This is a genomic window from Pseudarthrobacter sp. NS4, from assembly GCF_024758005.1.
Classification (GTDB): Bacteria; Actinomycetota; Actinomycetes; order Actinomycetales; family Micrococcaceae; genus Arthrobacter.
The window spans coordinates 2,114,143-2,135,602 of the sequence record NZ_CP103288.1 but is presented as its reverse complement, the minus strand read 5'-3'; the positions used below and the strand labels follow the sequence as shown (position 1 = coordinate 2,135,602).

General features: G+C 61.6%; 21 protein-coding genes and 2 pseudogenes. 12 read left to right on the top strand and 11 right to left on the bottom strand.

The window, feature by feature from the left end; translation table 11 throughout:
* The first annotated feature begins 87 nt into the window (after positions 1–87).
* Both NXY83_RS09995 and NXY83_RS09990 read left to right on the top strand, forming a co-directional pair.
* A complete protein-coding gene (locus NXY83_RS09995) occupies positions 88–870 on the top strand; it encodes a hypothetical protein (protein ID WP_258805946.1) in 783 nt (260 codons plus the stop codon).
* Positions 871–1,015: 145 nt separating this feature from the next.
* Positions 1,016–2,267, top strand: a pseudogene (locus tag NXY83_RS09990) (IS256 family transposase).
* A 42-nt stretch (positions 2,268–2,309) separates the two neighbouring features.
* Here NXY83_RS09990 and NXY83_RS09985 read toward each other — a convergent pair.
* Together NXY83_RS09985 and NXY83_RS09980 are read right to left on the bottom strand one after the other, a co-directional pair.
* Positions 2,310–3,401, bottom strand: a complete 1,092-nt coding sequence (locus tag NXY83_RS09985) for an IS110 family transposase (protein WP_258805945.1) — start codon at positions 3,399–3,401, stop codon at positions 2,310–2,312.
* Positions 3,402–4,167: 766 nt separating this feature from the next.
* A complete protein-coding gene (locus NXY83_RS09980; RefSeq protein ID WP_258805943.1) occupies positions 4,168–4,578 on the bottom strand; it encodes a hypothetical protein in 411 nt (136 codons plus the stop codon).
* 231 nt (positions 4,579–4,809) lie between these two features.
* On the opposite strand from NXY83_RS09980, the gene NXY83_RS09975 reads away from it, so the two are divergent.
* The 5 genes from NXY83_RS09975 (at position 4,810) to NXY83_RS09955 (ending at position 9,258) form a co-directional block, all read left to right on the top strand.
* Complete coding sequence (locus NXY83_RS09975; RefSeq protein ID WP_258805942.1) at positions 4,810–5,862, top strand: S66 family peptidase; 1,053 nt, start codon at positions 4,810–4,812, stop codon at positions 5,860–5,862.
* A 48-nt stretch (positions 5,863–5,910) separates the two neighbouring features.
* Positions 5,911–6,789 carry a serine hydrolase domain-containing protein gene (locus NXY83_RS09970; RefSeq protein WP_258805941.1) on the top strand — a complete coding sequence of 293 codons (879 nt, stop codon included), beginning with the start codon at positions 5,911–5,913 and terminating at the stop codon, positions 6,787–6,789.
* A gap of 226 nt (positions 6,790–7,015) precedes the next feature.
* Complete coding sequence (locus NXY83_RS09965) at positions 7,016–7,867, top strand: class I SAM-dependent methyltransferase (RefSeq protein ID WP_258805940.1); 852 nt, start codon at positions 7,016–7,018, stop codon at positions 7,865–7,867.
* Positions 7,868–8,266: 399 nt separating this feature from the next.
* Positions 8,267–8,545, top strand: a complete 279-nt coding sequence (locus NXY83_RS09960; RefSeq protein ID WP_258805939.1) for a putative quinol monooxygenase — start codon at positions 8,267–8,269, stop codon at positions 8,543–8,545.
* Positions 8,546–8,634: 89 nt separating this feature from the next.
* The gene (locus NXY83_RS09955; protein WP_309484136.1) at positions 8,635–9,258 is read left to right on the top strand and encodes a class I SAM-dependent methyltransferase; all 624 of its coding nucleotides are present in this window, start codon (positions 8,635–8,637) and stop codon (positions 9,256–9,258) included.
* Positions 9,259–9,279: 21 nt separating this feature from the next.
* On the opposite strand, the gene NXY83_RS09950 is transcribed toward NXY83_RS09955, so the two are convergent.
* Positions 9,280–9,708, bottom strand: a complete 429-nt coding sequence (locus NXY83_RS09950; protein WP_258805938.1) for a hypothetical protein — start codon at positions 9,706–9,708, stop codon at positions 9,280–9,282.
* Between the two features lie 228 nt (positions 9,709–9,936).
* Positions 9,937–10,374 (bottom strand): hypothetical protein, encoded by a 438-nt coding sequence (locus NXY83_RS09945; RefSeq protein WP_258805936.1) that lies wholly within the window; start codon positions 10,372–10,374, stop codon positions 9,937–9,939.
* 124 nt (positions 10,375–10,498) lie between these two features.
* Here NXY83_RS09945 and NXY83_RS09940 point away from each other — a divergent pair.
* Positions 10,499–11,158, top strand: a pseudogene (locus tag NXY83_RS09940) (LD-carboxypeptidase); the annotation flags it as partial.
* A gap of 203 nt (positions 11,159–11,361) precedes the next feature.
* On the opposite strand, the gene NXY83_RS09935 reads toward NXY83_RS09940, so the two are convergent.
* Positions 11,362–12,240: an alpha/beta fold hydrolase gene (locus tag NXY83_RS09935; protein ID WP_258805935.1), complete on the bottom strand. Its 879-nt coding sequence runs from the start codon at positions 12,238–12,240 to the stop codon at positions 11,362–11,364.
* Between the two features lie 248 nt (positions 12,241–12,488).
* On the opposite strand from NXY83_RS09935, the gene NXY83_RS09930 reads away from it, so the two are divergent.
* The 3 genes from NXY83_RS09930 (at position 12,489) to NXY83_RS09920 (ending at position 15,185) form a co-directional block, all read left to right on the top strand.
* Positions 12,489–13,325 (top strand): alpha/beta hydrolase, encoded by an 837-nt coding sequence (locus NXY83_RS09930; RefSeq protein WP_258805934.1) that lies wholly within the window; start codon positions 12,489–12,491, stop codon positions 13,323–13,325.
* A 265-nt stretch (positions 13,326–13,590) separates the two neighbouring features.
* Positions 13,591–14,364, top strand: coding sequence for a class I SAM-dependent methyltransferase (locus NXY83_RS09925; protein ID WP_258805933.1), 774 nt, complete (start codon positions 13,591–13,593; stop codon positions 14,362–14,364).
* A gap of 17 nt (positions 14,365–14,381) precedes the next feature.
* Complete coding sequence (locus tag NXY83_RS09920) at positions 14,382–15,185, top strand: hypothetical protein (RefSeq protein ID WP_258805932.1); 804 nt, start codon at positions 14,382–14,384, stop codon at positions 15,183–15,185.
* A 307-nt stretch (positions 15,186–15,492) separates the two neighbouring features.
* Here the strand turns inward: NXY83_RS09920 and NXY83_RS09915 are convergent, their stop codons facing one another.
* The 6 genes from NXY83_RS09915 to NXY83_RS09890 all read right to left on the bottom strand — a co-directional run bounded on the left by NXY83_RS09915 (position 15,493) and on the right by NXY83_RS09890 (position 20,242).
* Positions 15,493–16,317: a DUF4304 domain-containing protein gene (locus NXY83_RS09915; protein ID WP_258805931.1), complete on the bottom strand. Its 825-nt coding sequence runs from the start codon at positions 16,315–16,317 to the stop codon at positions 15,493–15,495.
* 219 nt (positions 16,318–16,536) lie between these two features.
* Positions 16,537–16,803 (bottom strand): hypothetical protein, encoded by a 267-nt coding sequence (locus NXY83_RS09910; protein WP_258805930.1) that lies wholly within the window; start codon positions 16,801–16,803, stop codon positions 16,537–16,539.
* Positions 16,804–16,903: 100 nt separating this feature from the next.
* Positions 16,904–17,389, bottom strand: a complete 486-nt coding sequence (locus tag NXY83_RS09905; protein ID WP_258805929.1) for a hypothetical protein — start codon at positions 17,387–17,389, stop codon at positions 16,904–16,906.
* A gap of 189 nt (positions 17,390–17,578) precedes the next feature.
* A complete protein-coding gene (locus NXY83_RS09900) occupies positions 17,579–18,103 on the bottom strand; it encodes an AAA family ATPase (protein ID WP_258805928.1) in 525 nt (174 codons plus the stop codon).
* A 493-nt stretch (positions 18,104–18,596) separates the two neighbouring features.
* Positions 18,597–19,301 carry an alpha/beta hydrolase gene (locus tag NXY83_RS09895; protein ID WP_258805927.1) on the bottom strand — a complete coding sequence of 235 codons (705 nt, stop codon included), beginning with the start codon at positions 19,299–19,301 and terminating at the stop codon, positions 18,597–18,599.
* A 14-nt stretch (positions 19,302–19,315) separates the two neighbouring features.
* The gene (locus tag NXY83_RS09890; protein ID WP_258805926.1) at positions 19,316–20,242 is read right to left on the bottom strand and encodes an EamA family transporter; all 927 of its coding nucleotides are present in this window, start codon (positions 20,240–20,242) and stop codon (positions 19,316–19,318) included.
* 103 nt (positions 20,243–20,345) lie between these two features.
* Here NXY83_RS09890 and NXY83_RS09885 point away from each other — a divergent pair, with 103 nt between their 5' ends.
* A complete protein-coding gene (locus NXY83_RS09885; RefSeq protein ID WP_258806156.1) occupies positions 20,346–21,236 on the top strand; it encodes a LysR family transcriptional regulator in 891 nt (296 codons plus the stop codon).
* Positions 21,237–21,460: the final 224 nt, after the last annotated feature.

The window sequence follows — 21,460 nt, the reverse complement described above, 5'->3', positions numbered from 1 at the left end:
GACACGCCGTTACCGGAATGTGACAAACATTGCTGGTCCGAAGTACGGTCTAAGTCGTGCCGCCAGCCAAGCCCCACTTCCAAGGAAATGAGACATGACGCTCAAGTCTGCCCTGCTGAGCAGCACGCACAGCGCCACGCCGCACCAAACTCCGGTATCGGCGCTACGGCTGACTGCTGCCCGAAAACGAAAGACTCACCAGAAATGACCGTTCAGAACGACCTCAGCCGCGAAGACGTTGCCTCCTATGAGGCAGAGCTCGCGAAACGGACTCCCTCGCTCTACTCGCGCTACATCGGCGCGATGCTCTACTTCATGGGCGCGGCCCTTATCGCCGGCGCCGTCGTGCACTATCCGATCAACCCGGGCCTGTACACGATCATCTGCGTCGTCGGTGCCTTCGTGTTCCTCCTCGGCACCATCGTCAACGAGTTCGTGCTCGTCGATGAGCGCCCGCTGCTGAGCCGGGCCATCTCGCTCGTCGCGTTCTCGCTCCTGCTCTCCTTCGGCGTCGGCCTGGTCGGCGGCGGCATCCAGCACTTCGAACAGTTCCCCGAGCGCAGCGCCTGGATGACTCCGATCGGCCTGCTGATGTCGTACGTCGCGTTCATCGCCAAGGACGCCAAGGGCGGCCTGCGCCACCTGGTCAGCCCGTTTGCCGCAGGTGTCGTGTTGGTCGCCGCGCTGACGTGGTTCGGCATGTCCGCCCTCGCAAGCACCCTCGACTCCGAGAGCCACAGCCACGACTCCACCCCGGCACCGTCGCAGGCACCCGCGGAGGCTCCGACCAGCGAAGACCGCACCCGCGACAAGCCGACGGACGCCCCCGCAGCGCCCGCACCCGACACCCACACGTCGCACAGCCACTAACCCGAAGCCCGGCATGCTCAACCGCACATTCGTGCGCTCCTATTCCGGGTAAGGGTCGGGACTGTCTGGATAACGGTGTGTGGGGTCCGGCCTGATCCGAAAGGAGACGGCCGTGTCAGAGTCCACGACCGAGATGACAGGGGTGATGATCGATCCTGTGACGGGAGAGATCATCGATCAGAAGGAGCTTGCGGAGCGGTTGCTCGCGCAGGCCAAGGAGCAGGGCGTGAGCCTGGTAGGCCCGGGCGGGTTGTTGAACCAGCTCACGAGGAACGTGCTCGAGACCGCGCTGGAAGCCGAGTTGACCGAGCACCTCGGGCACGAGCATGGCCAGACACCGATCGCAGCCAACATGCGCAACGGCACCAGGTCAAAGACCGTGCTGACCGAGATCGGCCCGGTCGAGATTGAGGTGCCCCGGGATCGGGACGGCTCGTTCGACCCGGTGATCGTGCCCAAACGGAAACGGCGTCTGGACGGGATCGACCAGATCGTGCTCTCGCTGTCCGCCCGGGGGCTGACCACCGGGGAAATCGCGGCGCACTTCGAGGAGGTCTACGGGGCCAGAGTCTCCAAAGACACCATCAGCCGCATCACGGAGAAGGTCGCCGGGGAACTGGCCGAATGGTCGGCCCCGGCCTTTGGACCCGATCTACCCGGTGCTCTTCGTTGACGCAGTCGTGGTCAAGGTCCGTGACGGGCAGGTGCGCAACACCCCGTTCTACGTCGTCATGGGGGTCACCACAAACGGGGAGCGGGAGATCTTGGGCATCTGGGCCGGCGACGGTGGCGAGGGTGCCCGGTTCTGGCTGCAGGTATTCTCCGAGCTGAAGAACCGGGGTGTGGAGGATGTGTTGATCGCCGTCTGCGACGGGCTCAAGGGCCTGCCGGAGGCGATCACGACCACGTGGGAGCGAACGGTCGTGCAGCAGTGCATCGTGCACCTGATCCGCAACAGCTTCCGCTACGCCGGACGGCAGCACCGCGACGGCATCGTCAAGGCGCTCAAGCCGGTCTACACGGCCCCGTCCGAGCAAGCGGCGAAGGACCGGTTCGCTGAGTTCACGGCCGAATGGGGCCAGCGATATCCGGCGATCGTGCGGCTCTGGGAATCCTCCTGGGCTGAATTCGTGCCGTTCCTGGAGTACGACGTGGAGATCCGGCGGGTGATCTGCACGACGAACGCGATCGAGTCGATCAACGCACGCTACCGAAGGGCAGTAAGGGCCCGCGGGCATTTTCCGAACGAGACCGCGGCCCTGAAATGCCTGTACCTGGTCACCAGATCTCTTGATCTCACCGGCGGCGGTCGGGCACGCTGGGTGATGAGGTGGAAGCCAGCCCTAAACGCGTTCGCGATTACCTTCGCCGGCCGGTTCGAAAGAACCACTCAATAATGAAACCCGGCCGGACTCCACACACCGTTTATCGGACAGTCCCTAAGGGTCTGCCCCGACAAAGTGGGATGGTTCCGCGGTGGCGTAAAGGGTGTTGAGTTGGCGGTAGAGGGTTCGGGCGATGTAGCGCTTGAGGGATCTGCGGATTTCGCGGTAGCTACGGCCTTCTTGGGTGCGTTTGGCGACGTAGTCCCGTGTTCCGGAGTCATGGGTCATCCGGGTCATGGTGATGGTGTGCAGGGCTCGGTTGAGGCGTCTATCGCCGCCCCGGTTGAGCCTGTGCCGGACGGTGTTGCCGCTTGAGGCTGGCAAGGGATTCACTCCTGCCAGTGAGGCGAAGGCAGCTTCGCTGCGAACCCTTCCTGGATGCGACCATGCTGTCAGGACAGTGGCGACTGTGACAGCCCCGGCGCCCACCATCTCCAAGAGCGGTGCAGCTGGGCTTTGCTGGATCAGCTCTGTCATGCGCTTCTGGTTCGCGGCGAGCTGAGTGGTCACTTCGAGAACGCGGCGCGCCAACCGAACTGCTTCCTCGCGCGCTATGGACAGCTCGATCTGCTCCTGTCGTTCCCGCCATCTGGTGATCGTGGTGATCTGGGCCGGAACCAGAGGTTTACGAGCGTCGATTCCCAGATCGTGTGCCCGGAGTAGGGCGATGAGTGCATTGACAGTCATTGTTCGTTCCCGGGTCAACTGATCCCGGGCTGCGCTCAGGATCCTGAGTCCGGCACGGGTTCCTTCATCCCGGCGCGGGGCTCGGAGCTGGGACTCCTCTAAGTCCAGGACAGCGGTTCCGATGGCGGCGGCATCGAGCGGGTCGGATTTGCCGATCGCCCGGCGCCCTCGGGCGTTCATCCGTGGAGCTTCGGCGACGTCGTAGCCGGCGTCGGTTACTGCCCTGGCCAGACGTGCCCCGTAAGAGCCGATGCCCTCAACGGCCCATAGACAGGCCATATCGCCGTCTGTCCGTCGGCCTACCCAGGCAAGTGCGCGGGAAATCCCTGCCGGGGTGGTCGGGAACTGCTCACACGCGATCTGTCGCTTGGTGCTGGCTTCGATGATGGCGTAGGTGTGTGTGCGGGCGTGACAGTCCACGCCGATGACGAATGGGCGGGTCTGCGCAACGATGGTCAACGCGGCTACCCTCCTTCCTTTCGAACGGGCAAGACTGGTCGCATCACGACCGGCGCTGGACCTGGGAGGTGTCACTTCGAGGCAATACTGTGATGAGCCACAACCGCAGGGGCTGGGCAAGCTTCTAATCAAGCCACCGTCGTGGGACAGGTCAGCGCCGGCCGCTCCACCCAGCGCGGACAAGTCGGGGGGGAATGCACCCTCAAGGGGCAATTGTTTTTTCGAGTCACGCGCCAGGCAGAACGACCGGCATCAACACTGCCAGCTAGTCCCAGACCAACCACTGCAAGACTCACAGTTGTTTTTTGGTTGCTGGCAAGCTTGCTTGCTCGGCGGCCGACGGAGGCCTGTCTACCCGCAGGGCAAGGCGTGGGAAATTCCCGCAGGAGGTAAGCGACGAAGGAGCGCCTGCGGGAAATTCCTGCGCCACAGGCCCCGGTGGAGCTTGCGGAACCGGGGCTAGACGGGCTGGAGCGGACGCCTAGAATCCGCAGGACAGCAACCACAAAACGCTTGTAAACAACCAGGTGATGACGGGCCGGAGCTCTGCGACGGACCGGCAGCGCCCAACAGCCGGCCGCGCCAGCGGACGCCCGATCAACTGGTTGAAGCGCAGCGCAAAACCATTGCGAGCCCAGCGAGCATGCAGTCTCGGGGAAGCTGGGCAGATGAAGGGAACGCGGCGCCCGCTGCTAGACACCACGTCCACTAGTAAGGCTACTTACTATCTGGCCTCTTGATAAGGCTGCACCGTTGGCAGGACCGGTCAGGCGGCGGTCGATGTGGCATGCTCGAAGGCGTAAGCAGCAGGATGTTTACAAGCAGCGGGTCCGCATCCTTGGATGCGGACCCGCTGCTGCTTGCCATACATTCCTTGGTAAGCGGGCTTTACCGCCAGCAATGACAGGTGGGCTGTCCTGCCGAGGTCAGGAGCGGTTTTTTCCGTTGCCAACACGAATCCCTGAATATCCGCGCCAGTTTCCGCGACCTGAAGAATGCTTCCCGCGGCACCTAGCTTTACCAACGCTCGGTCTCTCATTCGAACATTGTTCGGTGTGCCGTCTCGAAGGGCGATGGCGTTCATCCATAGCTCTGAACACTGCAGGACATCTGCTTGCGCTCCCGAACGCAAGGTCCAGGGCAAGAGTGTGTGCTTGCGTAGGTTTAGATTTTCCATTCCTACCTTTGTACCCGCCGCTGGCCTTTTCGCATCTACTTTCGCGCACCGCCGCCTACCGCTTACAGGACGATTCCCAAGACAGAGACTGCAACCCCCACGATTACAAGACCCACGTAGAGCGGCCCGTGAGTCTCCTAAAGCGCTGTGCGACGGCGAGCCCTGCCGGGCCGAGGCGAGTCCGTTTTAGTGCCGGAGCTGATGACTTTGCCATTGTGTTTGAATGGCGGGATGGAAAAATGCGGATCCATCGTGCCGGCACCGAAACTTCGTAAGGGCGATCGGGTGGCGATTCTGTCACCATCATTCGCAGCTCCCGGCTTTGCTCCTGCAGTTCACGAGCAAGCCATAAAACGATTCGTCGGCGCGACCGGTCTGGTGCCCGTGGAATTCCCCACGACCCGTCAACTCGGTGCAACCGCTGAAGACCGCGCCGCTGATCTCAACGCGGCCTTCGCTGACCCAACCATCCGGGCCATCCTCGCCACCATCGGCGGTGATGACCAGATCACGGTCATCCCTCATCTGGACGCCGAATTCGCCCGGGCAGACCCCAAGATCTCCATTGGCTACAGCGACAACACAAACCTGCTGAACTGGCTCTGGTCCCACGGCATCGCCGGCTTCTACGGTGGTTCCACCCAGGTACACCTAGGTCCTGGCCCCAGCATCGACGAAGTCCACCTCGCCTCCCTGAAAGCTGCCCTGATGGACGGCGGTGAACTCACCATCACCGATCCCGGTGAATCCGAGGACTTCGGCCATGACTGGCGCGACCCCAAAGCCCTCGTCGAGTTCGGAGAACGGGAGCCTACCGAGCCGTGGGCATGGGCCGGGCCGGAGCGGCTCGTGTCGGGACGCACCTGGGGCGGATGTCTGGAGGTCCTCGACGAGCTCGCCTTGGCAGACCGTCTACCGCCGGTTGAGGATCTCGACGGGTGCATCCTGCTGCTGGAGACCAGTGAGCTGATCCCACCTGCCGGCTGGGTGAAGCGGTGGGTCCGCTCCCTTGGGGAACGGGGCGTCCTCAACGCGGTCCACGGGGTGCTCGTCGCCAGGGCACCAACCAGCAACTTCGAATACCGGCCGGAGCCCGATGAACGCTCCCGCCTGCGGGCCGCCCAGCGGGACGCCATCCTCGAGGAAGTCACCCGGTACAACCCGGAGGCCGTCATCTGCATTGGGACACCCTTCGGCCATACCCGTCCGCAGTGGATCCTGCCATATGGAGGCTACGTCACAATGAACGGATCAACCCGCGCGATCAGCGCTCTCTACAGTTGACCCCACCAACTACCGCTGTGATCTACACCTGACTGAGAGACTGTTTGGATGTCCATCGCCCTTCCTGTCCTTGAGCGCTTCGTCACCGCTGTTGACGAAGAGAAGCTCGGCGCCTATGGCGTGCACGTACTGATAAGCGAAGAGTCTGCGCAACATCGGTGGCGCAGCGATGATCGGGAGAATATCTACTCAGCCGCAAAAGGTGTATGCGCACTTGCGATTGGGATGGCAATTGATGAGGGCCTGCTTTCGCTTGACTCCACGGTGCCGGAATTGCTGCCCATGATGGAGCTTGGGGCCGGAGTAGAGACAGTAACGGTTCAACACTTGCTGTCGATGTCTAGCGGAATTAACTTCGAATGGTTCGCCGACCAACCGGTGTCCTGGCCAGATCTGGCCCAGGAGATGCTGAGAAGGCCAAGTCGCGGCCCTGGTTCACTTTTCCAGTACAGCGATGCGAGCACTTATGTTGTGATGCGAATGCTCGGCTCTGTTGCAGGCGATGTACGTGACTGGCTCATGCCCCGTTTGTTTGACCCGCTGGGCATCCATAACCCGCAATGGCACCGGTGCCCGCTGGGTTGGATCGTCGGGGGGAGTGGTCTGGAACTCCGTACAGAAGAACTCTCACGGATCGGGCGTCTGCTACGCGACCGCGGACGCTGGGAGAACCGGCAGCTCGTCGCCTCAGGATGGGTGAACAGGATGCACGCCTCGTGGTTTCAGACCGGCGGTGGTCCGCCTTTTGAAAGTTACGGGCTCGGGGCGTGGGATGGGCCCGGTGAGTGTTGGCGGCTGGACGGCAGGTATGGACAGTATGTGGTCATCGATGAGACACAGAATGCAGTAGTCACCATCACGGCGCACGAAGAGTCATGCGATTGGCGTCTCGCAGAACTTGCCCATGAAGCTCTCCTATGCCGATAAATGCCTTGAGCCCAAAATCAAGGCGGCCTCGCTGTGCGCCAGCCTCGTAGCTGGCTTGATAAGGGATCCCCGTCTAAACGCAGCGTGTCGAAACCCGTTCGGACCAAGACACTAGCGATTCGAGACGGGAAAGCTTTGAGACACCGAGCTAGTACCGCGTACAGGTCGCTCCGGGAGGTTGCCGCTCTTGGCGGACCGGTCTATACAACGCTGTAGACTCGCTCGCATGGCTGACAACCGCATTGAGGTCGACTGGGATTCTGCACGCGCGAGCAACCTCGACAACTGGGAAGACAGGGTCCCGCTGCATGAAGAAGCCTATGGGGTCAGGGACTTGGACGATCCCAATCACCTGACCAGCGTCGTCAGGACGGACTTGGCTGCACTCGCGCCATTCCTCCGCGAAGGCACGGTCTCGGGTCTGGATGTCTGTCATCTTCAGTGCCACATCGGCACAGATACGCTCTCTCTTGCCAGGGCGGGGGCCCGAGTCACCGGCGTGGACTTCTCCCCTCGCGCCTTGGCCTCGGCAGCCAGCCTGGCCAAACGCCTCGGCATCGCGGCAACGTGGGTCGAGACCGATGTTCTGGATGCCCGTGCCGCCGTCAACGGTGACTTCGACCTGGTATACACCAGCATCGGCACCATCAACTGGCTGCCTGACCTGGATCGGTGGGCGGGCCAGGTAGCAGGGCTCCTGCGGGCCGGAGGAACGTTTTACATCCGAGACGGGCACCCCGCTCTCTACAGCGTCGATGAGCACGCCGATGGACTGCAACTCCGCTATCCGTACTTCGGTAAGGGCGAGGCACAGCTATGGGATGACGAGTCGACCTATGCGGGAGACGGCAAGGTGGCTCATTCGCCGACTTACCAATGGGCGCATCCACTGTCCAAGATCATCAACTCTCTCATCACGGCGGGGCTGCAGATTCTCCATGTTGATGAGGACAGGACGATCCCTTGGAAGTTCGCACCCCGCATGGTGCAGGTGGAAGGAGGCTTCGCGTGGCCGGATGCCGAACGTGACCTCGTGCCGTGTACGTACACGATTATCGCCAGGAAAACAGGCGAATAGACCATCGCTTCCGCTGGGCGCCCGTCCCGCGGCGGACGCCCCGAGACTGGTCCGAAGACCGCTGCTACGTCCCGAAACCCCTTAGTTTTTCCCGTTCTGGCCAGCACGACCAAGCAGAGAATGAAGGGCCGGCAATAGCCTTGAAAACCCAATGATGGACAGGCTAAGGGAAAGGGACCGACCGTTTGCCGCCAATGCGATCGAAGCGTACGTTGGCTCCCTGTGGTGCAGCGCCTCATGAACGACCGTTCGTGAGACATCCATGAGCATCGCTCCCAGTGTGAATGCAGCGATAAATGGCGGCTTTTTCGCAGCGCTAAATGTCACCCCTTTGGCGCCTGATAGCCGGCTTTCACCAAACGTTGTAAGCCCTGCGTCGAGCGGTGCAAGGATGGCCCTGTGAGTAACGTCTTCCTTAGCGGCCAACTCGTCTGTGGCAATCAGAACGAGGCGGCGCTCGTTGCAGAGTTCCTCCCAGTGCACATCGAGCTAACGCGCGCTGAGCAAGGGTGCATGTTCTTCGAGGTGGTCGTCACCGAAAACCCGCTGATCTGGCAGGTTGACGAGCAGTTCCAGGATGCTGAGTCGTTCCGAGCGCACCAGTTGCGAGTCGCCGAAAGCGAATGGGGCAGGGTAACCGCGAAAATTGATCGACACTACGAAATCAAAGGCATCTAAGTCGGCGCGACTCATCTCATCGCCAATCACCAATCTCCAGCTCCTCGGAGTCGCACGATGGAGGATCGGCTGACGGGCATCCTCCAGACGTGCATAGACTCGATCGCATGGTCATCGAGGTCAGCGACGCTTACTCACGCCGGGCAGCGGAGTACATCGAACACTTCGGCTCGATGAGCGCAGTGCACCCTTCAGATCGTCAGCTTGTATCGACATGGGCCAGCGGGATCGAGGGTAGCGTCATCGATGCTGGTTGCGGCCCGGGTCAGTGGACGAACTTTCTCGCGGAATTGGGGCTTCCTGCCCGCGGCACGGATTTGGTGTCCGAGTTCATTGAGCGTGCCCGGGGCACGTATCCCGAGGTGCCATTCACGATCGGCAGCTTCAACACCCTCGATGCCGTAGATGGTTCCGTTGGCGGGGTTCTCTCCTGGTACTCCCTCATTCATCACGAGCCCGACACGATCCGAGTCCCCCTGCTCGAGTTTAACCGCGCACTCAGGTCCGATGGCACGCTTCTTATCGGATTCTTTGAGGGCCCCGTAGTCGAGAAGTTTGCTCATGCGGTCGCCCCGGCGTACCGGTGGTCTGTAGATGACCTCAGCGGCCAGCTGATCGCAGCAGGCTTCGACGTGGTGGAATCACACGTTAGGAAGGCTTCCGGCCAGCGGTCCCAGGCTGCGATTGTGGCCCGATGCAAAGACGCACGCTGAAGGATCCTTCACAGGGACCGGCTATCGGTTGAGCCAGTACGCGTGCCCGATAGCGGCTGAAAGGTTGTTGTCGTTGTACTCGGGAAACTTTGCTCGCAGTTCTTCTAAGTGGGGGCCATCCCAGGAGCGCCATACTAGGTTCGAGGCGTATTTGATAACGTCGTCCGCTCTGTGCTTGGCCGCTTCGATCTCCTGTGACGAGAAAGTGCTGTCGAGTTCGTGCTGTATGTCGATATAGCCCAAGCCATCCTGGACGTAGTGGCTGCCGTATCTCGTATTGAGGAGGTATAGGAGGAATACTGCGTTCAGCACATCTAGTTTCTTAGCTTCCTCAATTTCCAATTGCCGGCGCCGGAGACCGTCTTGCCTGTTTTTCTCTGCCCTTTCCATCGCGCGGGTGAGTTCCCGTTCATAGGCTTCGAGTGGGAAACCTGGTGCGACGGATTGCATTCGTTCGATGGTTTGTTCCCGAGTCCATCCGCGGTACAGATGGCGGCAGGCATGCCAGTTCGAGCTGGCCCTTATTTGAGCAACTGAGTCAGGTTCACTGGCATCGTCTTGGTGTTTGTCGTGATCCGAGCGTCCGTTTTCGTTCCCCATCATCCAACCTTAGAGCGCATCAACAACCAATCCCCTGAGCCGAGGGCACTTCAACTCGAACTGTAGGCGCGCCTTGCTTTACGGATGGGCAATGTCTCGGAGAGTCAGTGTTCGTCCGCCTATATCTACGCGGATGAAGCCCTCGTCTTGAGAGAAGCCGTCGTAGCTCCAACCAAAGACAATCAGCGCCTCAGCCGCAAGCAAGAGGAATCTTGCTCTTGTCTCCTCATCAGAGAACTCGTATGGCTCAATCTGTCCCAAGAGTTTTGCGGTAGGGCTCGCCCCGAAGGACTCAAACCGTCGGAGAATGAACTCATGCCCAGTTTCCGGATCAGTCAACATGTCACCGGTAACTTCAAAGGGAATTACTGCCTCCCCGACAGTCATTTTGAAGGCGGCTCCGGGGCGATGTGCCAACCCGGCTAACCTTTGCAACGTAACCAGACGATCTGGGTCAGCAACGTATTTGAGCCCCAAGAGTGGATCTTTGTACTCGCGCTTATAGATGTCGAACATACTCGTTCCTTGTGTGTAAGGGTCGCTCCGATTACCCACGGGCTGTTTACAGGGGTAGTCCTCAACTTCGCTGCTATCTGGGCACAGCTTACTTCCGGGTCAGCGTTCCTGGATTCAGTTTTCGGTCTACGGTGGTTCCACCCAGGTACACCTCGGCCCAGGCCCCAGCATTGACGAAGTCCACCTCGCCTCCCTGAAAGCTGCCCTGATGGACGGCGGCGAGCTCACCATCACCGATCCCGGTGAATCCGAGGACTTCGGCCGTGACTGGCAAAACCCCAAAGCCCTCGTCGACTTCGGAGAACGGGAGCCCACCGAACCGTGGACATGGGCCGGGCCGGAGCGATCAGTATCCGGACGCACCTGGGGCGGATGCCTAGAGGTCATCGACGAGCTCGCCTTGGCAGACCGTCTACCGCCGGTTGAGGACCTGCACGGGTCCATCCTGCTGCTGGAAACCAGTGAGCTGACCCCACCCGCCGACTGGGTGAAGCGTTGGCTCCGCTCCCTCGGGGAGCGGGGCATCCTCAACGCGGTCCACGGCGTTCTTGTCGCCAGGCCACCAACCAGCACCTTCGACCACCGGCCGGACACCGCTGAACGCACCCGGCTGCGCGCCGCCCAGCGGGACGCCGTCATCGAGGAGGTCACCCGGTACAACCCCGAGGCCGTCATCTGCATCGCGGTGCCGTTCGGCCATACCCGCCCACAGTGGATCCTGCCCTACGGCGGACACATCACAATGAACGGATCAATCCGCACGATCAGCGCGTCCTACAGCTAACCACCCCTGAGCAGCCAGTGAAAGGACTACCCTCGGCATACCCCGCCCCCGACACCTCGAACTCCTACTTAGTCACCGTCTCGGTGAAGGGTCCCCCAACTGGATCCACTGGACCGTCTCGAAACCCTTGTTTTTGGGACGGGAGAGTTTTGAGACACCGAATTGAGCTAGAGAAGGAGTCGGCCGCCCTCAGGCGAAACCTTCTATGGGGCACTCGGCACAGCGCCGCCCAGTGCCGCGATTTCTTCCACTGCCTTCGTCAGCTCCGCCATGGAGGCAGGTCCACCGTGCCCTTCGTCCTCGACGACCACGAGCTGACTGGATTCCCAACGCTGGTGCAGCCGCCAGGCGGTGACGGCGGGGCCGCTGATGTCCCGCCTGCCGTGGATAAGGTAGCCCGGGATGCCGTTGAGCTTGTGAATCCGCGGGATGATCTCTTGATCGTCGACTAGGAATCCGTCATTGGCCCAGTAGTGCGTAACGAGTAGAGCGAATGTCATGCGCTCTCGCTCGTCCTCAAAGAGCGGACCAGGAAGCCAGCTGGGATCCAGCGATATGTGCGTGGATTCCCACCGGTCCCATGACAGTGCAGCCAGTCGGGCGTCTTCCCGGTCCTGGCCCGCCAGCCGGCGGGCGTAAGCCTCCACGAGGCGCTCTCCAGGTGCTGCCTTCGCCGCCTTTGAGAACTCTGCCCATGCTTCCGGGAAGATACGTCCGACGTCTTCCGTGATCCATTGGATCTCTTCCCGGCTGGTTGTTGTCACCGCTACCAATGCGATGCCGAGGACCCGCTCGGGGTGCTTCAGGGCATAGGCAAGGGCGAGCGTGCTTCCCCAAGAGACGCCCGTGACAATCCATTTCTCTACACCTAAGCGCGTTCTCACGGCTTCGATGTCATCGATCAGGGATTGCGTCGTGTTTTCAAACAGATGGCCCAAATCGTCCTGGATGACGGGGATGCTCTTGCCACAACCGCGCTGGTCAAGGCCGATAACCCAGAACCGGGTCTGGTCGTGGCGTTTACGGTAACCGCCGCGGCCAAGGGAGCTGCCAGGGCCACCGTGAAGGTACAGGACTGGCATGCCAGCAGGTTCCCCCGTAGCTTCCCAGTAGATTCTGGCATTGGGCACGCTCACCCAGCCGCTCTTAGTTTTTGGTTGCTCGCCCGTCATTCGTTCCACTGTATTGGACCTTCGGTCTGCGCGGGCTCCGCCTTGAAACTTTAGGGTTACGAGGCGCGGAGGTCTTGAGACACCGAGCTACGTGCAGAACGTCTACGAATGTCCTTGATCGTTTCGACAACATTCGCTCGGTCTCTTAGGCTGCGTCCATGACCATCGACGTGCCTTATCAGCCACTTCCGGTCGATCAGTCCCATGTTCGATATCTCCGCGGCCCAGACTCAGATCCTCAACCCGGCGTTCCAGCCGGCGAGACTATCGAATTTGAGTGGTCACAGAGCAAGATCTACCCCGGCACATCGCGCAAGTTCTGGGTTCACGTACCAGCGGGATACAGCCCAACAAAACCAGCTTCGGTCCTGGTGTTCCAGGACGGCTGGTGGTACCTCGACCCCGAGGGCGAGGTAAGGGCAGGGATCGTCCTCGACAACCTCGTTCACAGCGGCGCCATCCCGATGACGATTGGCGTCTTCGTGAACCCGGGAGTTTTCGTCGGCGCAGCTCAGCCGAAGAACCGGAACGCCGAATACGACGCCTTCGACGACAAATACGTCTCCTTCCTGCTGACCGAAATCATGCCTCAGGTCACCGGCTGGTACACGATTTCTGACGACGCCGATGCATGGGGTATCTGCGGGGGCAGCAGCGGCGGAAACTGTGCCTTCACAGCTGCGTGGCTGCGCCCGGACAAGTTCCGCCGCGTCATCGGTTTCCTTTCGAGCTTCACCCAGATGCCCGGCGGCAACCCGTATCCCGAACTGATCCCAGCCACTCCCGCTAAGCCTCTACGCGTTCTGCTGCAGGCAGGCCATCGCGATCTGCGCTGGAACGAATCCGAGCATAATTGGCTCGCCAATAACCTTCGTGTCGCTGCTGCCCTCGCCGAGGCCGGCTACGACTTCCGGCTCGTGCTTGGCGATGGCGGCCACAGCCCAAATCACGCTGGCGCACTGCTCCCTGACGCACTCAAATGGCTCTGGCGTTAACTCGCGGCCCCTGCAGCAGGGACAGGGTTCGTCAGTATCAGGTCTCTTACGTTCTGCCGCCCGGGTTCAGAACAGTAACCCTCTGTGGGTGCGCCACTCGCCCCAGCGTGCCAGACTAAGGGCGTGATGCGACGAGGTAGCTAGCCCGTTGGCCAATTCTTCTGGCGCTGCGGGCCACCCAATCCGTGCTGGCGCACGCGTGGCAGGCCGCTCATTCATGTGAGCGGCTGATCAGCGCTGACTTAGAACTTTGAAGGAAAATCACGTGTCAGCATCACACCGCCAACTTTTCGACGACCTCGTTGAAGCCGCCAATTTCACTCCCTTAGAAGGATGGGATTTCAGTTTTCTCAATGGTCGTACCCTGGGTGGCTCTCTCCCTTGGGACTACCAACAGATTGCGTCGGGCTTAGTCTTCAGTGCCCACCGGACGCTGGATATCGATACAGGCGGCGGGGAAATTTTCGCATCCTTCAAGCCTCCGCGCGGGAGCGTAGCTGTAGAGCCTTACAAACCGAACCTTCCCGTAAGCACTCAGCGTCTCGAAGCCCTTGGCGTAGAAGTAAGAGAACGCACATCGGAGCTTTTGCCGGCCGATGATGCATCCTTCGATTTAGTCCTCAACCGCCACGGCTACTTGAATCTAGACGAGTTCTACCGGGTGCTGATCCCCGGGGGCAAGTTGCTGACGCAGCAGGTTGGAGGACGAAACGACATCGAGTTCAACGAAGCGCTTGGGATTCCGGCATCCGTCATCTCCAGTGCACCGGTCAATGCCCAGGACCTACGAGACACCTTGACCCGAGCGGGATTCGTCAACTGCCAGGTGAGCGAAGCAAACATATCAACGCGTTTTCTCGATGTGGGAGCAGTCGTATATCAGCTGCGTGCGATTCCATGGCAAGCACCGGGTTTCGATGCCGTCGTTCACCGTGAGCATCTCTGGCGCATCCACGAGCACATCGCGAAAACTGGTAGGTTCGAAGTTCGCAGCCAGCGCTTCCTCATCAGGGCCGACAAACCGGTGGAAGCAGTCTAGGTAGGCATACTGGACGAATGGTTCCAACCAATGCGTCGCTAATGCCCCCACCCTTGGTTTTTGCAGCGTTCGGTGCGTCTGAGCCTCCGGAACAGTTAGCCGGCGGACGAGGGCTGACCTGGCGATCCGGGCAGATTGTGGTGCGCCCAACGGCCGACACTGAAGAGGCCAGCTGGAAATCCGATGTTCTGGCAGAAATCGACGGTGCTGAAGGTTTCGCAGTCCCGCGGCCGATACCCGACTACCGCGGTAATTGGGTGCACGATGGCTGGCAAGCCATCGAATGGATTCCTGGAGCCGCGGACGAGACCCGCGTCCGGGACGTCGTGCGCGCGGGACAAGCCTTTCACCGTGCAATCGCTGGGCTCCCCTGCCCGGCCTTCATCGCTTCCTCCGACGATCCGTGGAGTAACGCTGACCGGATAGCGTGGGGTGAGATGCCTGTACCTGATGACAGGCTGCTTCAACGATTGGTTGCGCACTACCTCCCTGTGGACAGTCTTTCCCACGTCATCCACGGCGATTTACTCGGGAACGTGTTGTTTGCAGAAGGACGCCCGCCAGCGGTTATTGACTGGGCACCGTACTGGCGGCCATCAGGACTCGGGGCAGCAATCGCAGTAGTCGACGCCGCGTGCTGGCACGGCTATCCGCTCGACGCACTCTCCGATACCCACGGTATTTCACACTGGCGGCAGCTCCTCCTTCGAGCGCTGGTGTTCAGAATGGTGACCCTCCACCTCCTTGGTCGCTGGGATGACCAGCAAACCGACAGACACACCCCGGTAGCGGCCGCGATCATCGCACTGATGGAGAAATGAACCCGTCAGAGCATCGGAGCATTCAACGTTCACAACCCACCGTTCGTAAGACTGCCCTGGAGGCGGACCGCATGTGAACCGCAGCGATAGTTGGCGGAATTTTCGCAGTGCTAGATGTCACCCCTAGTGGCCTGTAACGGATCCCTTTGCGCACTTCCGGTGGGATGAGTCAGAGGTAGAGGTGATGAGGACGGTGATGTTAGTTGGTGGAGCGTTGGGGAGCCAGGCGGCGTAGATCGCTACAGGCTCTGCGTCGCGGACTGGCCGGCAGGTGAGACCTTCAGAACGGACGGCTAGCGGGTTGCGTTTAGCCCCGGTCTTGCCAGGTGCGCCCGTCCCAGGAGTACATGTGGATCCCGTGTCCGGCGGCGCGAGCGGCTTCTGGGGAGCCGAATTGGGTGACGAGACGGGTGCTCATGGATGGCGACCAGATCTCGGGAAGCGGCACTTCGGGAAGCCCCGTCTCCTGGCGCCACCGGATCAGGTGCGGTCGCAGCGTGATCGGGCGGGGGTCGGAGATCCACTTGGACGTGAACTCCTCGACGACGTCCCGCAGTTGTGCTGATCCTGTCGCCGTCCGGCGTAGTATCGCGATGGCCCAGATGAGGCCGCCCTTAGCGTGGAGGGCTTTCACGGCCTGGTCCGGGTCGCGGTGTCGTCGGGCCCAGGGCAGAGCATCGTTCAGGACGAACTCGACAAGCTCCGTGGCCAGTGCATCGACGTCGGTTCCCGAGTTGAGCTGCCACCACTCGCCCGCCGACGGCCGTTCGGGAGCGATGACGTCCGGTCGAGCGAAGAACGGGTTTCCCCCTGCGACATACGGCAGGGCTTCTTCGTGGCCAGAGACGTCTCGGCTCATCTCCCAGGTCGCCGGAGGCCACACGCTGGTGTTGATCGTCAGCTCGACCTGCTCGCGGGTGTTGAACTTGCTGCCCTGAACTTGGATCAGGACCCAGCCTCGGTCAGCGTCGCCCTCACGCCACGTCCGGCCGCTCCGCCGCAGGCCCTCGGCCTTCAAGGCCGGATGCATCACCGTCCGCAGTATGTTGTTCAGCACCTGCGGGGCGGGCATGTCGTCCGCCACGGCCTTCACGGGATTCGCGGCTATTCCGGCCGCTGCATCATCAGTCACGCCTCCATAGTACGGACGGGCCAATGACAGCGACCATGCGGTGAGTGTGGAGTGGGCTGGGACCTTCGGAAGGACAACCGCTGACAGGGCTGCATCGCCGCAAAAGTGCGTTGAGCTTGGATTCCTCGGTATCCGGTACTCGCTGGGCGGTCTCGGAGGGTCGTCGTAACAGGGGAGCCCGGGATCCTTTACCGGACATCACTGGCCGCGCCTGCCGGTTCAGGCAGCCAGGGTCGCCCAAATGAGACCGGCAGTGCATACGACCAGGCCGACGGTCGCCGCGACGAGGGCCCACGAGGCAGTGCGAATTCGCTCGGACATCCGCTGATCGAGTCTGGCGCGCTGCTCTATTACCCAGACGTCGAGGGATTGCTGTGCACCCCAAACGACGTTTTGGCCGCCGACGTGACGCAAGAGTTTGGCAGTTCTTTCCAGGTCCTCGGCCGTGGGCTCGGGAACCTGGTGGTCCATCTGTGGTCGTCGCATGCTCAAGAATCGCATTAAAGCCGAAAATCGCATTTCGCATTACGATCCCTCAACGGCAGGTTCGATGCCCGACGGTTCGAAGACTGTTCGGGGCGATCGATCAAGTTTTAAGCTCGAAGTAGCCCATCTCAAGATCATGTTCGACCTGAGCACGAACGTTCGCGATCACGTGCAGGAGGTCGTTGAAGTGGTAGACGACAGCTTGTAACGCGGATTCGAGCCATACGTTCTCTAGGCGCGCCAGACGATCGTCGTCCTCGTGTAGGGCAATCCCGTAGATGTAATCCATCGCGACCAGATCGCTGCCAAGCAAGATGCCAAGGCCCAACCCGTTGTCCATTTCGAGGCGTCCCGAGTGAAAGATCGGGCCTGACGCGCCAATGCGCGGACCGATGACTACCTGAGCGACATGCTGCTTCAAGAAGCGTCTAGCCTTCGCCTGCTCAGGTGTGATGAGGCTTTGAAGCGCCGTAACGATCCCCGGCAGATAGCAGTCCTCGCCCGGAGTGAAGAACACTCGGCACTCAACGATTGTAATCGAGTTGATGGTCTTCGACTCCGCTAATGCGCCATGTGTCGTCGTCAAGCCGGATCCAGGTGAGTTCGAAAAGCGGAATGCGACCACTCTCGTCCCTCCGGGCGGTAATTGGCTCACCCAATCCAAGCCTCGAACGTCTGAGGAACTTTGACAGCTTGCGGCGGGCGCGGTCTTGAACGCCCGGTGGTGCTGCGGCCATATTCGGACCCTACCCTGCCTGCCCGACGATCGGCGCTCTCAACGACCAAGCACCGAATCTGCGATCTGGCGTGCGGCTTGGTTCGCTGTGATGTGTGTGGTGTCGATGACCTCGCCTTCATCGTGCAGCCAGGTACGGGCTGCCTCAGCATATGGCTCCAAGTACGCGAAGCGGAACGTCGAGGGGCCGAGGTCTTTGTCGTTCTGTATGCGGTCGCGGAGCGTGGCCTGGTCGGCGTGGAGCACGAAATGCTGGATCGGTATGCCGTGCTCGGTAAGACCATCGCTGATCTCCCGCCAGTAGCTCTCGACCAAGACAGTCATCGGCATCACGAGTGTGCCTCCGGTGTACCCGAGCACGCGCCGAGCGGTTTCGACAACGAGCGGTCGCCATGGCTCCCAGTGCTGGAAGTTGTCCGTTGCAGGAAGCCCCGGCTTGATGTCCATGAGCACCTCACCGACCTTCTCAGCGTCGAAGACGCGCGCGTCAGGCAGTAATTGCTGCACGAGCGCGCTCGTCGTCGTCTTTCCCGCCCCGTGGGTGCCGTTGAGCCAAACAATCATGGACCGAACTCTAGCGCCAGGAAGTGTCCCTCATGGGGCGCCCGTAAGCCGGTCGGTTGACGGGCACAAAGATTTCGAACACTTGCCTAGGCCAGCCCGGGGGTCGAGGTGCCCGTAAACCCCGCACGGCTTCTTGCGCGGTGAACGTCCCCTAACTGCAGCCTGGCTGGCCAGACGATTAGGGGTGTTCCACTTCCTTAGAACTGGGACACCCTTGGTGGGACACTCCCCCGCTGTGACTGTAAATCCGAATGGCGGTCAAATCACAGTTCAAAGTTGGCTTTTGCCGTTCCGTCTACCGAACACACAGCGGGCCGCGGGAGAAGATGTCAGCCGGAGCAGTGGGCCCCTCGTCGTTGGCGACAGCCTCGATCCAATCCACAGCCTCGTCGGAAAGCTGGGGACCGTCTGCTGATTCGCAAGCCCACCACTCAGAATCGTCTCTGCCCCGGAACCCGGCCATCCAAACCTGTCACAGCCACGAGGACTGTGGTCACTCCGCTTTCCTCATGTCCGCGGCCACCGCGTATCCCTCCAACATGTCCGCCACATCGGCGGGGCGGCTCAGAGCGACACAGTGGCTGCCAGCGATTTCGTCCGGGGTGATCCCCAGCCGCTCCGGCACCAACCGGCGAAAGAACTCGGGCGGGAAGAAGCGATCCTCCCTACAGAGCACGAATCTCGTCGGCACGTCCGGCCACACTTCCAACGGCCAGGCAGTGTCCATCGCGGCTCGTGATGGATGTGCACGCTCTTTACCCATCGCCTCCTCGGCCAGTTCCCGCGGCACGTCGTGGTAGTAGCTGACGTACGGATCCGCGTTCCCCGTCAAACCTCCATCACGCTCCGCCTGCTCTTTCACCCCGGCCCGGTAGCCGGTGTTCTCCCACCACTCGTCCGGCGATTCACCCGGTGACGGGATCATCCCGGCCAGCAGAACCAACACATCGACGGACAGCCGATCGGCAACGATCGGTGCGGTGAACGCACCGAATGACTGACCCACGACGACCAGGTTCTGCCTCCCGCCTACGCCCTCGACTACGGCGTCGGCGTAGTCCGCGAGAGTCTTGGACTCATCATCACCTGGAAGGTCGGGTGCCACCACGTCGTGCCCGCGCGCCCGGAGTTCGGCTTCCACCAAATGCCAGTACCAGCCGCCGTCTCCCGCGCCGTGGATTAATACGAAAGTGCTCACCCTGGATCTCTCCCTCATCGTTGGACTTCGGAACGCACGACAACCGCAACTGCCAACACCACCATTAAGCCGCCGACGAGGGTCGGCATCGTGATCGGCTCGGCGAGGATCAACCAGCCCAAGCACACCGCCACCAGCGGGTTGATGTAGGCATAACTGGTGGCCAGCGAGATAGTCGCCGATTGCAGTAGCCAGGTGTACGCAGAGAACGCCAGGATCGACCCGAACACGACCAGGTAACCCCATGCGGCCCAGGACCGGGTGGAATAGGTCAACGGGTCGAATCGCTCGCCACCTACAAGTCCGATCACGGTAAGTATCGCGCCACCGACGAGCATTTCGTACATCGTGATCAGGAACGGGTCCGGCGGTAGTTCGATCCGCGGCTGGTACCAGGAGCCGAATGCCCAGGACAGCCCGGCCACGAGAAGGGCCGCGACCGTCCAGAATGGGAAGGCGGCACCGAGCCCGCTTGCAGTGACCACCACAGCGATACCGCAAAAGCCCGCGAGCACGCCCGCCACCGTTATACGAGTGGGCCGTTCGCCCGCGAGGGCCCGGTAGCAGAGCACCCATAGCGGCACCGCAGCGATCAGCAAGGCGGCGATTCCCGACGCGGCTCCGCCGGCCTCGGCGGTGGCCACCATCCCCTGGCACAACACAAGCATCATGAACGCTAGCAGGGAGCACCCCAGAAATTGTCGGCCGGTCAGGGCCAATCCACGCAAGCCACCACGCAACGCCAGCGCGGCGGCGACCAAGAGGCCTGCCGCCAGAAACCGAGTTCCCGCGCCGAACAGGGGTGGCACCTCATCGACCATGATACGGATCGCCAGATATGTCGATCCCCAGACGACGTACACAATCCCCAAGGCGCCGGCCAAGAAGAGCGGCCGGCTCCTGGTGAGCACTGGTGCTGCGATGGCGGCAGTCGATTTCATGGAAATTACGCTAGCGCCCGAACGTTATCACGAATAGCGATAGTTTCTGATCAAGTCGATCGTAAATCGACATCCTCTGGCTAGGCTGGGACGCGTGACTGATATGGAGTTGCGATACCTCGCCGCGATGGTGGCCGTCGTCGAGGAAGGGTCGTTCGGTCGCGCGGCGACGCGGCTCGGCTACACGCAATCGACCGTGAGCCAGCAGATCGCCGCGTTGGAGAAGGCCGTCGGCGGTCCGGTGTTCGATCGGCCCGGCGGCCCGAAGCCGGTGCGGATCACCCCGCTCGGCACCCTTGTGCTCGTGCAGGGGCGCGAGCTCCTGTACAAGGCTGCGGCGCTGGCCGACGCCATGGACCGTTTCCACGCTGGCGCTGGTCGGATCGACATCGGCATCTTTCAAAGCATGTCCAACGCGATCTTGCCGATCGTTGTGCGTCGGCTGTTGGATGAGCGGCCGGGATGCGACATCAGGCTTACCGAGGAGGTGCCCGGCCAGCTGCCAACGCTCGGCGATCTCGACCTGCTGTTTTACGACGGTGTGCTCGACGGCGATGTCGAGCACCTCAAACTGTTCCAGGATCCGTATGTCCTCGTGGCCCGCCCGGGCTCCTTTCCGGAGGGCCCGGTCCGGGTGGACCAACTCGACGATGCGTCGCTGGTCGCGTACCCGCTCGTTTGCGACCAGCCCCGGATGGAGCAAGCACTCGCACGTGGCGGCGCGAACCCGCGGGTTGTGTTCCGATGTGGCGGTGATGACACCCTTTTATCGATGGTGCGGGCAGGGCTGGGGTCTGCCGTGTTGCCCTCCCTCGTCGTCCACGCGGCCGATGTCGAACACGACGAACGACTCCGCACTCACGAGCTGCGGCCGAAACTCCCCTCCCGTGAGATATTCCTGCTCTGGCGGGCCGGCCGTACCCACTCCCCGCTAGCGGCACGAACGATCGAGATTGCCGTCGAGGCCGCGAGAGAGCTGACCGCGGAGATATGACCTGATGACCCCTCGCGGCACCTATGCGTCCCGGAACTCGACACAAGTGCCGCGCTTGAGCTTCCACGGCAGACTCGACGTGCCCGCCTGCCCCACCGAATGCCCTTCTGGAACTCTGGCGGTGTCAGTGCTTACCTGCCATGGAGGGACCGAGGCAGGTCGCTCCTCCCCGACGGGAACGATCCAGGACGGTCTGGGGCGGCGGTGGTCGGGGACAGATCAGC

What these genes read in the sequence shown, in the direction of transcription:
- NXY83_RS09910 (WP_258805930.1), bottom strand. Translation starts at nt 16,803, where the DNA reads ATGCGACGACCACAGATGGACCACCAGGTTCCCGAGCCCACGGCCGAG.
- NXY83_RS09920 (WP_258805932.1), top strand. Translation starts at nt 14,382, where the DNA reads ATGGTTCCAACCAATGCGTCGCTAATGCCCCCACCCTTGGTTTTTGCA.
- NXY83_RS09885 (WP_258806156.1), top strand. Translation starts at nt 20,346, where the DNA reads ATGGAGTTGCGATACCTCGCCGCGATGGTGGCCGTCGTCGAGGAAGGG.
- NXY83_RS09900 (WP_258805928.1), bottom strand. Translation starts at nt 18,103, where the DNA reads ATGATTGTTTGGCTCAACGGCACCCACGGGGCGGGAAAGACGACGACG.
- NXY83_RS09995 (WP_258805946.1), top strand. Translation starts at nt 88, where the DNA reads ATGAGACATGACGCTCAAGTCTGCCCTGCTGAGCAGCACGCACAGCGC.
- NXY83_RS09965 (WP_258805940.1), top strand. Translation starts at nt 7,016, where the DNA reads ATGGCTGACAACCGCATTGAGGTCGACTGGGATTCTGCACGCGCGAGC.
- NXY83_RS09975 (WP_258805942.1), top strand. Translation starts at nt 4,810, where the DNA reads ATGGAAAAATGCGGATCCATCGTGCCGGCACCGAAACTTCGTAAGGGC.
- NXY83_RS09935 (WP_258805935.1), bottom strand. Translation starts at nt 12,240, where the DNA reads ATGCCAGTCCTGTACCTTCACGGTGGCCCTGGCAGCTCCCTTGGCCGC.
- NXY83_RS09930 (WP_258805934.1), top strand. Translation starts at nt 12,489, where the DNA reads ATGACCATCGACGTGCCTTATCAGCCACTTCCGGTCGATCAGTCCCAT.
- NXY83_RS09980 (WP_258805943.1), bottom strand. Translation starts at nt 4,578, where the DNA reads ATGGAAAATCTAAACCTACGCAAGCACACACTCTTGCCCTGGACCTTG.
- NXY83_RS09890 (WP_258805926.1), bottom strand. Translation starts at nt 20,242, where the DNA reads ATGAAATCGACTGCCGCCATCGCAGCACCAGTGCTCACCAGGAGCCGG.
- NXY83_RS09945 (WP_258805936.1), bottom strand. Translation starts at nt 10,374, where the DNA reads ATGTTCGACATCTATAAGCGCGAGTACAAAGATCCACTCTTGGGGCTC.
- NXY83_RS09970 (WP_258805941.1), top strand. Translation starts at nt 5,911, where the DNA reads ATGTCCATCGCCCTTCCTGTCCTTGAGCGCTTCGTCACCGCTGTTGAC.
- NXY83_RS09950 (WP_258805938.1), bottom strand. Translation starts at nt 9,708, where the DNA reads ATGCAATCCGTCGCACCAGGTTTCCCACTCGAAGCCTATGAACGGGAA.